The organism is Pseudomonas sp. TWR3-1-1, assembly GCF_049896545.1.
In the GTDB taxonomy this organism is placed as follows: Bacteria; Pseudomonadota; Gammaproteobacteria; order Pseudomonadales; family Pseudomonadaceae; genus Aquipseudomonas; species Aquipseudomonas weihenstephanensis.
Window position 1 is genome coordinate 1 of record NZ_JAFCUO010000021.1, and the last position, 11166, is coordinate 11166.

21 protein-coding genes are annotated in these 11166 nt (G+C 54.6%); 13 read left to right on the forward strand and 8 right to left on the reverse strand.

Annotated elements, in window-relative coordinates:
- The 5 genes from ACP7A4_RS22520 to ACP7A4_RS22540 form a co-directional block, all read right to left on the reverse strand.
- Positions 1-467 (reverse strand): nucleoid-associated protein (locus ACP7A4_RS22520; RefSeq protein WP_426248417.1); only part of this gene is annotated, 467 nt, incomplete at its 3' end.
- A 94-nt stretch (positions 468-561) separates the two neighbouring features.
- Positions 562-810 carry a hypothetical protein gene (locus ACP7A4_RS22525; protein WP_426248419.1) on the reverse strand — a complete coding sequence of 83 codons (249 nt, stop codon included), beginning with the start codon at positions 808-810 and terminating at the stop codon, positions 562-564.
- 81 nt (positions 811-891) lie between these two features.
- Positions 892-1230: a hypothetical protein gene (locus tag ACP7A4_RS22530; protein ID WP_426248420.1), complete on the reverse strand. Its 339-nt coding sequence runs from the start codon at positions 1228-1230 to the stop codon at positions 892-894.
- 301 nt (positions 1231-1531) lie between these two features.
- Positions 1532-1819, reverse strand: coding sequence for a hypothetical protein (locus ACP7A4_RS22535; RefSeq protein ID WP_426248421.1), 288 nt, complete (start codon positions 1817-1819; stop codon positions 1532-1534).
- A 70-nt stretch (positions 1820-1889) separates the two neighbouring features.
- Positions 1890-2273, reverse strand: a complete 384-nt coding sequence (locus tag ACP7A4_RS22540; RefSeq protein ID WP_426248422.1) for a response regulator transcription factor — start codon at positions 2271-2273, stop codon at positions 1890-1892.
- A gap of 136 nt (positions 2274-2409) precedes the next feature.
- Between ACP7A4_RS22540 and ACP7A4_RS22545 the strand changes: the two genes are divergently transcribed.
- A complete protein-coding gene (locus ACP7A4_RS22545) occupies positions 2410-2757 on the forward strand; it encodes a hypothetical protein (RefSeq protein WP_426248423.1) in 348 nt (115 codons plus the stop codon).
- A gap of 299 nt (positions 2758-3056) precedes the next feature.
- On the opposite strand, the gene ACP7A4_RS22550 is transcribed toward ACP7A4_RS22545, so the two are convergent.
- Together ACP7A4_RS22550 and ACP7A4_RS22555 are read right to left on the reverse strand one after the other, a co-directional pair.
- Complete coding sequence (locus ACP7A4_RS22550) at positions 3057-3266, reverse strand: hypothetical protein (RefSeq protein ID WP_426248424.1); 210 nt, start codon at positions 3264-3266, stop codon at positions 3057-3059.
- 65 nt (positions 3267-3331) lie between these two features.
- Complete coding sequence (locus tag ACP7A4_RS22555; RefSeq protein ID WP_426248425.1) at positions 3332-4087, reverse strand: S24 family peptidase; 756 nt, start codon at positions 4085-4087, stop codon at positions 3332-3334.
- 96 nt (positions 4088-4183) lie between these two features.
- On the opposite strand from ACP7A4_RS22555, the gene ACP7A4_RS22560 reads away from it, so the two are divergent.
- Positions 4184-4405: a transcriptional regulator gene (locus ACP7A4_RS22560; RefSeq protein WP_426248427.1), complete on the forward strand. Its 222-nt coding sequence runs from the start codon at positions 4184-4186 to the stop codon at positions 4403-4405.
- 367 nt (positions 4406-4772) lie between these two features.
- Here ACP7A4_RS22560 and ACP7A4_RS22565 read toward each other — a convergent pair whose 3' ends face one another.
- Positions 4773-5033 carry a hypothetical protein gene (locus tag ACP7A4_RS22565; protein WP_426248428.1) on the reverse strand — a complete coding sequence of 87 codons (261 nt, stop codon included), beginning with the start codon at positions 5031-5033 and terminating at the stop codon, positions 4773-4775.
- A gap of 248 nt (positions 5034-5281) precedes the next feature.
- Between ACP7A4_RS22565 and ACP7A4_RS22570 the strand changes: the two genes are divergently transcribed.
- The 11 genes from ACP7A4_RS22570 (at position 5282) to ACP7A4_RS22620 (ending at position 11012) form a co-directional block, all read left to right on the forward strand.
- On the forward strand, positions 5282-6247 hold the full coding sequence (locus ACP7A4_RS22570) for a DnaT-like ssDNA-binding domain-containing protein (RefSeq protein WP_426248429.1): 966 nt from the start codon (positions 5282-5284) through the stop codon (positions 6245-6247).
- On the forward strand, positions 6244-6939 hold the full coding sequence (locus ACP7A4_RS22575; protein WP_426248393.1) for a replication protein P: 696 nt from the start codon (positions 6244-6246) through the stop codon (positions 6937-6939). Before ACP7A4_RS22570 ends, ACP7A4_RS22575 begins: the two co-directional genes overlap by 4 nt.
- Positions 6932-7141, forward strand: coding sequence for a hypothetical protein (locus ACP7A4_RS22580; protein ID WP_426248430.1), 210 nt, complete (start codon positions 6932-6934; stop codon positions 7139-7141). Before ACP7A4_RS22575 ends, ACP7A4_RS22580 begins: the two co-directional genes overlap by 8 nt.
- Positions 7138-7521, forward strand: a complete 384-nt coding sequence (locus ACP7A4_RS22585; RefSeq protein WP_426248431.1) for a hypothetical protein — start codon at positions 7138-7140, stop codon at positions 7519-7521. Before ACP7A4_RS22580 ends, ACP7A4_RS22585 begins: the two co-directional genes overlap by 4 nt.
- Positions 7518-8795: a tyrosine-type recombinase/integrase gene (locus tag ACP7A4_RS22590; protein ID WP_426248433.1), complete on the forward strand. Its 1278-nt coding sequence runs from the start codon at positions 7518-7520 to the stop codon at positions 8793-8795. Before ACP7A4_RS22585 ends, ACP7A4_RS22590 begins: the two co-directional genes overlap by 4 nt.
- Before the next feature lie 13 nt (positions 8796-8808).
- Positions 8809-9012, forward strand: a complete 204-nt coding sequence (locus ACP7A4_RS22595; RefSeq protein ID WP_426248434.1) for a hypothetical protein — start codon at positions 8809-8811, stop codon at positions 9010-9012.
- A complete protein-coding gene (locus ACP7A4_RS22600; RefSeq protein WP_426248435.1) occupies positions 9012-9365 on the forward strand; it encodes an antiterminator Q family protein in 354 nt (117 codons plus the stop codon). Before ACP7A4_RS22595 ends, ACP7A4_RS22600 begins: the two co-directional genes overlap by 1 nt.
- Before the next feature lie 234 nt (positions 9366-9599).
- Positions 9600-10106 carry a hypothetical protein gene (locus ACP7A4_RS22605; RefSeq protein WP_426248436.1) on the forward strand — a complete coding sequence of 169 codons (507 nt, stop codon included), beginning with the start codon at positions 9600-9602 and terminating at the stop codon, positions 10104-10106.
- A gap of 37 nt (positions 10107-10143) precedes the next feature.
- Positions 10144-10473 (forward strand): phage holin, lambda family, encoded by a 330-nt coding sequence (locus ACP7A4_RS22610; protein WP_048366050.1) that lies wholly within the window; start codon positions 10144-10146, stop codon positions 10471-10473.
- Positions 10474-10533: 60 nt separating this feature from the next.
- Complete coding sequence (locus ACP7A4_RS22615; RefSeq protein WP_053076075.1) at positions 10534-10824, forward strand: hypothetical protein; 291 nt, start codon at positions 10534-10536, stop codon at positions 10822-10824.
- Positions 10821-11012, forward strand: a complete 192-nt coding sequence (locus tag ACP7A4_RS22620; RefSeq protein ID WP_426248438.1) for a hypothetical protein — start codon at positions 10821-10823, stop codon at positions 11010-11012. Before ACP7A4_RS22615 ends, ACP7A4_RS22620 begins: the two co-directional genes overlap by 4 nt.
- The last annotated feature ends 154 nt before the right edge of the window (positions 11013-11166 follow it).

Consider the following 11166-nt stretch of genomic DNA (forward strand, 5'->3'; position numbering starts at 1 on the left):
AGATTGATCCGAGCAGCCAAGTGGATATTGCCGAAGTCCAGATGCTTGGAAGGCGTAACGCTGAGGTCAGCATTCACCGTCACACTTTCACTCTGCTGGAGCATAGCGATGACCAGGTACTCAGTGAGACCCTGCTGGTAGTGCGCGAACAGAACGTGGCCACCAACGGAAAGGTTCGATTCTTCCATCAGCTTGGTCAGGTGTTCGACAGCGGTGCGGCTGAATTCGAGAAAGTCGCCGCCATCGTAAAAGGTCTTAAGCCAGCCGCTCAACGGGTAGGCGCCTGACTCAGGGTGGAAAAACCCCCAGCCCTTGCCCTGCTTGGCGTTGTACGCCTCGTTGAAGTCGTTCAGCAGGTTTTCAGTGGCTTGGGATTCGACCAGTTCCGCGCTGCTGACGTGCAGAACAGCAGGCGTGCCGTCTGGCTTCTTATCGATCTGATGGATGATGCAGTTGCGGATGGGCATGGGATTACCTCGGGATGGCGCCGCCCTCCGTGACCGGATGCAGCGAAGTTATTTAATGCTTGTGACGTGTCGGCGTGACAGTCATGGAGGGCCGTTACGGTAGGCGGATCAGCTCAGCCAGTTGCTGGTCGCTCATGCGGTCTGCACCGCGTATGAAGCGCGAAATTAGATCCTGTTCCTCATCAATCCCGGTGCGTGCCATTGTTCGTTTAAGCGCGGCGTCATCGTTGTGATATAGAGCCGTGACAATCTTTCGTGACAGCAACAGCGCTTCTTTTTCCTGTGCACTCAACTTGTCCCGCGAGCGTTGTTCGCGCTTGCGTTCGGTGGGAGTTTTGGCCATAGGCTGCTTCTTCTAGTCCGCTGGGCGGCAGGTGATGTTGAATTTGGCGAAGGCGGCGGTGCGCTGAGGTGGTGGTGCGTTTCAAACGTGGCTGCCGAAGAAGGCGAAAATGGTCAGCATCACGCTGATGCGCAGTGCCCAATCGCGCAGGAAGCGGCCGAATTGCCTGATGCTGAAACCATCGGCTTGCGCCTCAAGCTCAAGTGTTTGGCGGTAGGCGTTGGAGTACCCAAAGCATGGTGCGGAAGTCACAACGCGGCCTGTTGTACGTTCAACGACTTCGAAGCAGTTGAAGCCAGCGGCTTTCACTTTGAAGCGATCGGTTACACCGGGCTTTTGGTAGAACTCCGTGGTGGCCTTGCGGGTGAGTTTGCGCAACCCTTCGAGATTGCTTAGGCGTTGAGCGATTGTTTGGGACATGGTCGATCCTCGACAGGGTTACGGGTATTCGTCAGCGCTCAAGCGTTGGACTGAGTACTGACGAATAACCGCAGAATTGAAAAGCCCGGTCGAAACCGGGCTGTGTAGCGCTCTCAACAACGCCTCCGTATGTGAGAGCAAGGCCGGGGCGCGCGGAGTGGGCGGGCCCTGGTGAGTTAAATGTGCATGGCTGCAAATCCTCCGTGTTGTATTGGGTGGTAGTGAGTGCAGGGGGCCGCTAAGCGGTGTGTGCTCGTCCGCATCCCAAAGCCCACTCATTGAATGGGCAGAAGTGATGCTTTCAGTTGATTGGCTTCCAGTTTTTCCAACTGGTCGGGGTCGCAAATGTCTGTCCGGCTTTTTCGAGGCAGGCAGTGTCAAAAAACTCAACAGATGTTTGTAATCGATACCCCGGTGCAATCTTTGGAAGCTCTTCAGTCGAGAACCTCTCGAGGCGTTCAGCGATCTGCTGCGGTGTTGGATACTTGCCCATTCCAAGGCCGATGGTTGCGACACCGTTTTGTGTCTCGCTGGTTATGTGAACCAGTATCTGAACTTCCACTGGCCCGTTGACGCCGTCTTTGGTCATTGTTTATTCCTCGGGTTGTCATCCCGCTGCCCACTCAACAAATGGGCAGAAGTGATGCTGTTCGTATTGATTAGCCGATCAGGTCGACTGGCTCTGCGCGACGTATCAAGCGCAGTTCTGCAAAGCGGCGCTCTGTGGGGCGGCGGTCGCGGCGGGCCATTTGGTCGTCAGTGGCGGTGTGGATGGCGATCAGGCCAGCCAGCAGCAGGCAGAGCGGGGTGATGATCTTGCGGCGCATCGCTTCAGCTATCAGTGCGCCTTGGCGATGAACGCCGAGTTTGAACATGGCGTTGGCCAGACGCTTGACCACGGTGCCCGGTGCAATGCCGAACACTCTGGCGATCTCTTTGGCGGTCAGGCCTTGAGCGACCGATAAAACGAATTGCAGCTCTCGCGGCGCAAGGCCACGGCCGAGGTGGCCTTTCCATGCGCCGTCAACGATTGTCGATTCCATGATGTGCTCTCGGTTGTTTTCCCAATGCACCCGGTTGTCCAGGTGCAGCAGTGAAAGTGTCCAGCTGGTGATGGCTATTGGCCGCTGTTATTCTTGGAGATTCAAAATTCATTAAAAAGTGACGAGGGACAAGGAAGTGACAAAGAAGAACTATTTGACGGGTGTGGTTGCAGGACTTGCATTCTTGTGCGGCGGAATCACTCAAGCTTTTGCTGATGAAAATTCAAACAAGTCTGTTGGTTATGCGTTTGCACTTTGCAAAATGCTGGATGGCACAAATATGCTTTCCGAACCATGCTCTGTTTCCGGCTGGAATAGCAGCGTTGATATTTCACTGGATATGAATGCAAGCGAGGCCAGAGAGCTTTGTCCTCAAATCGCAGGAATGCTGAAAAGCAGTAACATTATTTTTAGAGATGGATGGACCTTGAAAATCTCATCCCCTTATAGCGGAGACAAGGCGATTGCTACCTGCGTGTTGTAACTGCTTACCTGCATAAGCGGCATCCCAGAGCACCCTCTATGAAGGTGCTCCAGTGATGCTTTGCAATTTCTAAAGAACTCTCATTGCTGAGCCAGTCGGTCCCCGTGAGGGGGCTGGGATCAGGATTCCCCCTGACCGTGGTAGCCGGTGAGTCTCCGGCTTGTAGCCGGTTTTTGCCGGCGATGAGCCCAAGATAAGCTAATGCCTATTTTATGTAAATAGGCATTAGCTAATTTATTTTGTGGAGACGAAAAAAAACCCGCACGCGGCGGGCTTAGAGATTCCTGGTCAGACTTTTATTACAAGCTCGGCTTCCAGAGGGGATTTTTCACTTCGCAAACCGAGAGCACAAACCGGTCGTACTCGTCTGCTTGCTGAAGGATTTTTTTAGCTTCTTCGTGCCTGTTTTCTTTAATCAATTGGGCTGCTACTGAACGAAAAGACTGCGTTGCCGTGTTTAAGGCTTCCACAGCTTTAAGGAGGGCTTCCTCTATAGAAGGCTCTTGCATAGCGCGATCTCCTACAAAAAAAACAGATCAGTTACAAGCCTGACTTACAAATGACTTAGTTATCTTCAAAGCTTCCGTGCATTCCAAACAAGAAGAACCCTTGCCTGTATGTGCACTCTATCCAGCTGCTCGCCCTCGATCACAATTGCTGGATAGACCGGGTTATCTGAAATCATTCGGAGTGCTCCCCCAGTCATGCGCTGTAGCCGTTTGATGAATAGGTCACCATCCAGAGTGAATACATAGATAGCGTCAGTACGGATTTCAGTAATACCGCGATCCACTAGCAGTGCATCGCCGTTACGAAAAGTCCCTTCCATGCTGTCACCATCGCCATCAATGATCGCGAGGTTATCGATTTTTGAATAGTTAAGACCCTGGCACTTCAGCCAATCAACGTGAACTGTTATGTCACGGATAACTTCAATGGTGTGCTCAGGAGGGGCGCAACCTGGGCCCATTGACGCTGTAACGTCTAAATGGGGGATGGTCACAAAACTGGTGTCAGAATTTTTGCGTCGTGAATTTATGGCAATCACGTTGCTTTCCTTTTCATCTCTAACGACATCCATGTCTGTCGGACTGGAAACAGAGAGGAACTCGGACACTCGGTCGCTAAGACCCCAATGCGATGGCTTGGCCACATCGGAAAAATAGTCCATCAGCTCCATGAGCTTGGACTTATCAATTCGCCCCGTCTTTACCCAGCCTTGGACAGACGGAGGCGCCACGCCGAAATCTTCGGCGAGTTTCTTTTTTGAAACACCTTTGGCGAGTCGAGCACTCTCGATGGCTGCGCCTAAATCTTTACCTGTAAGCATTGCCTAATTAAGCCTATCCGCAGGGTAAGTAGGCAATAGCTTGTTAGTGATTAGCTAATGCCTTATATTTGGCTCGCGAACTAACGGAGAACACCCATGACACCAGCACAAGCAGCTCGGGAGGCAGCCCGCATCATGGGGAGCCAGACCGATCTGGCAAAAAGCCTTGGCGTCTCAGCCCCGACTGTAAGTCAGTGGTGCTCAGGCGATCGTCCTATTCCGCCCCCAAGAGCGTTGCAGATTGAGTCCTTAACAAAAGGGGGGATTAAACGGGAGGATCTTTGCCCATCTTTTCCTTGGGCCGACATGGTCGCTTAGACCTTAAGCCCAGGACATCACTGAGTTAATTATCGCGCTGTTTCCCAAGGAGAAATAGCACCTCGGATTAGCTGTTAATCCATCCAGTAAAGGAGCCGCGAAATGCTTACAGACGCTTTGATCTTTGCCAGCTGTTCATTTGGCTCAGCTGTGTTTGGCCTTTTAGTGGGTCTTGCCGCAGCTGGATCGACCCGCCGTGGGGGTGCGACGTTCCCTCCGACCCATGTCAGCTTTGAGCCGCTTATGAGTGATGAAGATCGCTTGCGATTTCTTGAAGAGGCTCAGCAAGCGATCCTGACGGGAAGGCTGCGCCCCTCGACTCTCAAGTTAGATAAAGAAAGCCGTGAAGCTTACTACCAGCAAATCCTTAAGACTGGTTTGGCTCCAGGCGAATCGCATTCCACATCGTCACGTAATTCTCGAGGCCGGAAATGACCTCTTCCGGCACAGGCGAGTACGCCAAGGTGGATCGCGCTACATCCAGCTCTGTATCGAACTCTTCCAGTAGCACCTGCAACTGTGTCTGTGGCAGCGATCGAGCGATGGCCGACAGCATGGCATGCACTCCGAGCAACTCACCTTTCTGGGCATTTATGGTCGCAATGATTTTATCAGTTATATCAGTCATGTCCGGCCTCCGAGGCCTTTTCGTGTGGAAGCCAAAAGCTATCACGGATGCGCCGGACACCTATAACGCCTGAGTCTCAGGCAAAAAAAAGCCGCCGTAGACGGGCGGGCTTTTTTCACAGCTTTACAACAATTTACGGAAGTCATTATGAGCATCATTGAGCCATCAGGCAATACCGCCCACTTGATGCCGCGCACGGCATCAGTACCACGCGTTATTACATCGACCACCGCACAGGAGGCCTTGTAATGGCCCGCGCACGAAATATTAAACCTGGACTGTTCACCAACGAAGTTCTTGTCGACCTTCCTGCATTTGATCGCTTGTTGTTCATTGGCCTGTGGTGTCTGGCTGATCGTGAAGGGCGTCTTGAGGATCGCGTTAAACGAATCAAAATGGAGTTATTCCCCTGTGATAACTACGACATTGACGCGGGCCTAAACAACCTCGCGGGCGCTGGTTTCATTACGCGCTTCTCCTATGACGGTCATTCGATTATTGAGGTCGTCAACTTCACCAAGCATCAGAGCCCGCACGCCACCGAAAAAGACAGCGACCTACCAGACATTAACGGTTATCTAACCGTTTACGAACGGAACGGCAAACTCGCTGTTAAGGGCTCAGACCGCAAGATTCACGTTAAGGAACGGAGCAATACCGTTACTGCACCGTTAGAGCCTGTTACGGCACCGTTAGGTAACGCCCTGATTCCTGATTCCGGATTTACTGATTCACTGATTCCTGAAGAAGATCAACACCACCCTCTCAGCGCGAACGAAGAAACTCAGCCAGTCGGGTCAGAGCAAAAAACAACACCCGAGAAATCCTCGGCAGTTGGGGGAAATCCAACTGAGGCAAAAAATGCCTTGGTTCAACCTGCTCCTGAACCAACCCCACAACCTGTCGACCCAAAGTCTCCAGTAGAAATGACCCTGGACTGGGAGCCTGACGCCAATCTCCTTAAAACCTACTGCGTTCACTTTGGCGTATCCGCTGACTTGCTCACCAAGGACTCCATTGCCGCGTTCACGGCCCACCACGAAACCGATGGCAGCCTGAATACTCAAGCCAAGTGGGTATCTCTGATGGTCAGGTGGGCAAGGGACGACAAGACCCAAGCGAGCAACGTCCGGCAATTCCCAAGCAGGCTTCGTAGCGAAGAGGCCTTTGACGACGATGACACCGAATGGATCAATCAGGAGTTTGCGCAATGAATCAAGTTTCAGTGATTGCCACAGGCCTGTGGGCCAAGGTGCAAACCGGTCAGTTCATCGCTGCCGGTGAAAGTGAAAACGCTCGGCCCGCTGCGGGACTGTCTGAGGCGACAGCCAAGGTGATCAACGGTCTCTTCCGCGAACTGCGCTCGATCTTTCCTGCCTGGAAGCAAGCATGGCCGGACATGGCGACGTACAAAGCTGCCAAGCAGCAGTGGATGCAGGGCTTTCTCGAAGCGGGTATTTGCAGCACTGAGCAACTGAGATTTGGACTGATGCGAGCGCGTCAGGCTGCCAAGGACTTTGTGCCCAACGTGGGTGTGTTTATCGGTTGGTGCACGCCTACGGCGGAAATGCTGGGGCTGCCGAAACTTGCCGCAGCTCACCGCGAAGCGTGCCGCAATGCGCACCCGTCAATGGCGGGGCAGGCGCAGTGGTCCCATGACGCGGTTTGGCACACGGCCAAGGAGTGCGGGTTTGAAAATCTCAACCGTCTTGCTCATGACCTGAGCATCAAGCTGTTCGAGCGCAATTACACGATCACGGTTCGCCGTGTTTTGGCGGGTTTGCCACTGCAAAAAATGCCGCTGGCCTTGCCGCCACGCAGTATCGAGCGCAGCGCCCCTGAGGTTGGTAACAATGCGTTGGCGGCATTGCGCGCCATGCGTTCGGGAGGTGCTGCACATGCCTAACCCAAATCTGGCCCAGGTGGAGCCGAGTGCTTACCGATGGGCTGTTCACTGCTGTGCTCACAAGTTGGATTTGAGTGATGCCCCTGACCGCGCCGTGGCCTTGTTTGAGCATGAAGGCGTGGCCCACACCTTTGGCCGCCTGATGTGGCCCAACACTTACGAGGTTGTCGACCGGCAGCCTCAACCGGAAGGTGCCCCGTGAACACCAAAATCAAAACCCTGACCGTGAAGCTGTCGGATGCGGAGATTGGTCGCAATGCCAAACTTGAGCATGTGAGGGATTTGCGTGATGCCGGCCATCCTGCGCTGCATTTTCGGTTTGGCAAGAATCGCACCCGGGGCTCCTGGTACCTGGTCAACAAACGCCGTTGGCACCGTATCGGCGCGTTCCCGGACTTGAGCGCCAAGCAGGTGCTGGCCGCGCTGCCATCTGTTCGATGCGCCGGTGTCGGCCAGCCAGGACGCCTATCTGCAGGCGCTGACCACGCAGAGCTACCAGATCATTGTGTGCGCGGAAGCATCGACGTGCTTGAGGCGATACGATCCTACCTACTCCTAATCCAAACGAGACCTGCCGCATGAGCAAGACACTTACCGTTACGCTATCCGACGCCGAGATCCGCCGCCATGCGGACAGTGACATTCGCGACCTTCGGGATGCTCGCGAGCCAGCTTTCCGCTTTCGTTACAAGCAGGACCGAACGAGAGGTTCTTGGTATCTGGTTCATGATAGCAAGTGGAACAAGATCGCCAACTATCCGGAGGTCAACACCAAGGCGGTGCTGGGTGCGCTTCCTGCAGTGCGCGCGCGTATCGTCGGCGAACCAGGGGCAACCCCTGCACTGGGCACTTGGCACACCACCGGCCAATTGCTGGAATGGTTCGACGAGCGAATGAGCAAGGATCGGAGCCTATCTGAGAAGCGTAAAGCCACTGCCCACTCCGTCATGACGAAACACCTCATACCGCGCTTGGGTGATTTGCCATTGGCCAGTGTGAGTAAGTCCGAGATCGATAAGCGATTGATGTGGCCGCTACAGGCCGAGCTTTCGCTGGAATACGTACGCCTGATTTTCCGCCTGCTGGCCTTGGCCTTCAAGCAGGCCGCAAAGCTGGATCTGATCACAAAGAATGGCATGTCCACCATACGTTTCGGTGATTTTTCCAAGGCCAAGATAAATCCCAAAGCAGCTCGGCTGCGTGATGGTCAGGTTGAGGGGTTGCTGAGTCAATTCGGCGAGCATTTCACCCTTTTTCCGAGCGAGGCCATGCTGGCATTGATGATGCTGTGCCACGGTACTCGCGTGTCTGAAACCCGGCTTGCAAGTTGGCGGGACATCAGTCTTGAGTATCAGCTGTGGCATATCCCTGCACAGAACACTAAGACGCGGACGGAGCTGAGCTTGCCGCTGACCGAGCAAGTGTGTTCGCTGCTCAAGCGCTATCACAGGGCGCAACTCGCGAGCGGTTATGGGGGTGTCTATCTGTTCCCATCCAAAAGAGGCAGCCCTATCGGCGACAGTCAGGCGCTCGCGATCTTCACCCGGCTGGGTGCTGGTCAATGGACCAGTCATGACCTGCGTAAAGTGGCGCGAACCGCGTGGGTTGATCTGGGGGTCGACTACCTTATAGGTGAGCTGCTGCTCAACCATGCGATGGGGCGAAATGTTCAGACGTACATCCATACACAGGTGGAGGCGGGGAAAAGGGATGCGCTGGAGAAGTGGCATGCCTGGCTTGATGCGCGCGGTTTTACGGCTATTCATGCCGTTGCCGAGCCATTAAATGGAGTTTCGCTGAACAGCCTAGAGGCCGGATATTCTGCCGCCTCCAGCCCGTCCACCGATAAACCATAGGCGAGGATTAGAAATGATGATTTTGCTTGAGAAGCGCACACGCCTCGCCGTGAATCCTGATGATGTCAGCTCAATGAGCGTCGGTACTTCGAACGGCTACGCGGTGCTTGAGGTGCGAATGAAGGGCGGTAAGAAGCATAGGATCAGGGACACCGCTCATTGCTCAGATGGTGACAACATTTTTGCACTTCACAGGCAACTGCTGGAGGCTAAGTGATGACCAGGACAGTGAAATTTACAGAAAGAACCGTCGAAGACTTGCTTGAGCATTGGGGCCGCTGGGTGGTGTTGGGTTCTGGTGTCTCCTGCTGCGCGTCCAGGGAGAATGACCTGCACTCGCCAATGATTACTGATGACGATGCGTTAATGATGGATAGCCTTATTGGTCGATTGCGCGACCGCTACGCCGAATCTGGAAACGTGATCATCAATTACTACACGTCGCGGGACGTGGACTTAGTGACTGTCGGGAAGCGTCTGGGCTTTGGATATGGCAAGACTCGCGAGCTATGGAAGTCTGGTGTTGCATGGATAGATGGTGCTCTAGACCTGCGGCGCAAAGCTGCTTGACAGGATCGATCTTGATCTGTAGCTTTACCGTTACTTTGCGGTTTTTCCGCGAGCAAAGCCCGACCCTGAGTTGGGCTTTTTGCTTTCTACAGTTCACTGAGCCCTGGCATTTGCCGGGGCTTTTTCGTTTTCGGCTCCGCCACACCCGTAGCTCCAAGCCGGGAGTGCTGTTGGAGCTGATCTATTACGAGGCTCGCCATATCGGCGGGCCTTTTCTGTTTCTGGAGCCCGGTAATGACCGATCAAGCAAAACGTGACAAGCAGGCTGTCATCGATGCAGTGGTGGGTGGTGATGTCGCCATGCTTGCCACGGCCTTGAAGCGTCTGTCGAACAGCGATCCCTCGGCATTCCTCTACATCACCGGCGACCTGCTCAACACCAAGCAGCGCGAACAGTTCTCGATTATTGGCTTTGGTCGCATGCCTGAGGCCTACCACGCTGATGGGGTGGTGTATGGCGCCATGTACACCGATGGCTCTATCTTTTTAAAGCGAGCCCATCCTGCCGGTGTCGGGCTACCCATTGAAGCGGTGCGCCAGGCCGTCGAGAAGGCCCGCGCCGAGTACGAACAGTCTGTGTTGAATGTGGTGCATAGCCTTGGGAGCACGATGGAGTTGCTGGACAAGATGCTCGCCGGCCACTCCTTCGTTGATACCAAGCTGACCAGCCTCGCTCATGTCGAGCTGTTGAAAGGCAAAGCGCTGCTGGTCGCGGCGCTGAATCCACTCACGCGCGACTAACCACATTCCCTCACTCCCAAGCTGGGAGGACATTGAGATGACCATGCCTGAGAAGACCCCTGAGTTTTGGGTGCTTGCGCTCGCCTGGCTGAGCCAACATGCACCGACACTCTACGCCGCAGGGCTTTCAGCCCTGATGGCTGGGGTCAGGATCATCTATGGCGGCGGCACGCGGCGCCAAGCGGTGTTGGAAGCGGCGATCTGCACGTTGATCACAATCGGATTGATACCGGTGCTTGAGTACTTCGGGTTGCCGCAGAACTTTGCTACAGCAGCCGGTGTATTCATCGGCTTTCTGGGCGTAAAGAAGCTGGCCGACCTGGCAGATCGCTTCGCTGACTTCAAGCTGCCACGGCGATCAGACTGATGGCCTGTAACGGATGCGCCACTCGGCGCGCACGACTCAACAAGTGGAAGGCAATTGCATATGAACGAGCAAAAGAACTCTTTAAGCGTGCTGACGATCCTTCCCCCGCCGAGCAAAAGCCCCGGCAGCATCCAGTTAGCTCAGGGCACGAAGGTGATACTGAGTGATGGTAGTGAGCTGGCCAGGGTGCAATCGGTTGAACTGAAGGCTGAGGCCGGTGGTGCATGGACGGCGGTCATCACCGTGTATCCCGAGATCATCCAGCCAGTGAGTGCTGAGGCTGAGATCGTGGTGGTGGAACTCTCCGACATGAAAGCGGACTCAAGAACTTACGCAAATGCTGAGTCATGAACGAGCCGCAGAACTCCTTGGTTGGCCTGTTAAGCCAGGTACTGGCCGAGCAGATCAAGCAGACCGCGATCCTCGAACGGATAGCGACTCAACAAACTCAACTGATCACAGCGTTGGCGGACGAGGGGGATGACGAACCTGACCCGGATGCACTGCCGCAAACCTATATGAGCGGGAAGCGTATCTGATGGCCAAGTTACCTAGCCTCAAGTCCCGCATTAAGCCGCATGAAGGCCGCAAGATGACCTCACTCGCTGAGGCTGCGGGCAGCGAAGGCTGGGGTTCTGGTCGCGGCGGGCGTCCTTGGCGTCGCAAGCGAGAGACCATTTTGTTGCGGGACCA

Coding starts and splice junctions, on each gene's coding strand:
- ACP7A4_RS22525 (WP_426248419.1), bottom strand. CDS start 810: ATGGCCAAAACTCCCACCGAACGCAAGCGCGAACAACGCTCGCGGGAC.
- ACP7A4_RS22530 (WP_426248420.1), bottom strand. CDS start 1,230: ATGTCCCAAACAATCGCTCAACGCCTAAGCAATCTCGAAGGGTTGCGC.
- ACP7A4_RS22535 (WP_426248421.1), bottom strand. CDS start 1,819: ATGACCAAAGACGGCGTCAACGGGCCAGTGGAAGTTCAGATACTGGTT.
- ACP7A4_RS22540 (WP_426248422.1), bottom strand. CDS start 2,273: ATGGAATCGACAATCGTTGACGGCGCATGGAAAGGCCACCTCGGCCGT.
- ACP7A4_RS22550 (WP_426248424.1), bottom strand. CDS start 3,266: ATGCAAGAGCCTTCTATAGAGGAAGCCCTCCTTAAAGCTGTGGAAGCC.
- ACP7A4_RS22555 (WP_426248425.1), bottom strand. CDS start 4,087: ATGCTTACAGGTAAAGATTTAGGCGCAGCCATCGAGAGTGCTCGACTC.
- ACP7A4_RS22560 (WP_426248427.1), top strand. CDS start 4,184: ATGACACCAGCACAAGCAGCTCGGGAGGCAGCCCGCATCATGGGGAGC.
- ACP7A4_RS22565 (WP_426248428.1), bottom strand. CDS start 5,033: ATGACTGATATAACTGATAAAATCATTGCGACCATAAATGCCCAGAAA.
- ACP7A4_RS22570 (WP_426248429.1), top strand. CDS start 5,282: ATGGCCCGCGCACGAAATATTAAACCTGGACTGTTCACCAACGAAGTT.
- ACP7A4_RS22575 (WP_426248393.1), top strand. CDS start 6,244: ATGAATCAAGTTTCAGTGATTGCCACAGGCCTGTGGGCCAAGGTGCAA.
- ACP7A4_RS22580 (WP_426248430.1), top strand. CDS start 6,932: ATGCCTAACCCAAATCTGGCCCAGGTGGAGCCGAGTGCTTACCGATGG.
- ACP7A4_RS22590 (WP_426248433.1), top strand. CDS start 7,518: ATGAGCAAGACACTTACCGTTACGCTATCCGACGCCGAGATCCGCCGC.
- ACP7A4_RS22595 (WP_426248434.1), top strand. CDS start 8,809: ATGATGATTTTGCTTGAGAAGCGCACACGCCTCGCCGTGAATCCTGAT.
- ACP7A4_RS22600 (WP_426248435.1), top strand. CDS start 9,012: ATGACCAGGACAGTGAAATTTACAGAAAGAACCGTCGAAGACTTGCTT.
- ACP7A4_RS22605 (WP_426248436.1), top strand. CDS start 9,600: ATGACCGATCAAGCAAAACGTGACAAGCAGGCTGTCATCGATGCAGTG.
- ACP7A4_RS22610 (WP_048366050.1), top strand. CDS start 10,144: ATGACCATGCCTGAGAAGACCCCTGAGTTTTGGGTGCTTGCGCTCGCC.
- ACP7A4_RS22615 (WP_053076075.1), top strand. CDS start 10,534: ATGAACGAGCAAAAGAACTCTTTAAGCGTGCTGACGATCCTTCCCCCG.
- ACP7A4_RS22620 (WP_426248438.1), top strand. CDS start 10,821: ATGAACGAGCCGCAGAACTCCTTGGTTGGCCTGTTAAGCCAGGTACTG.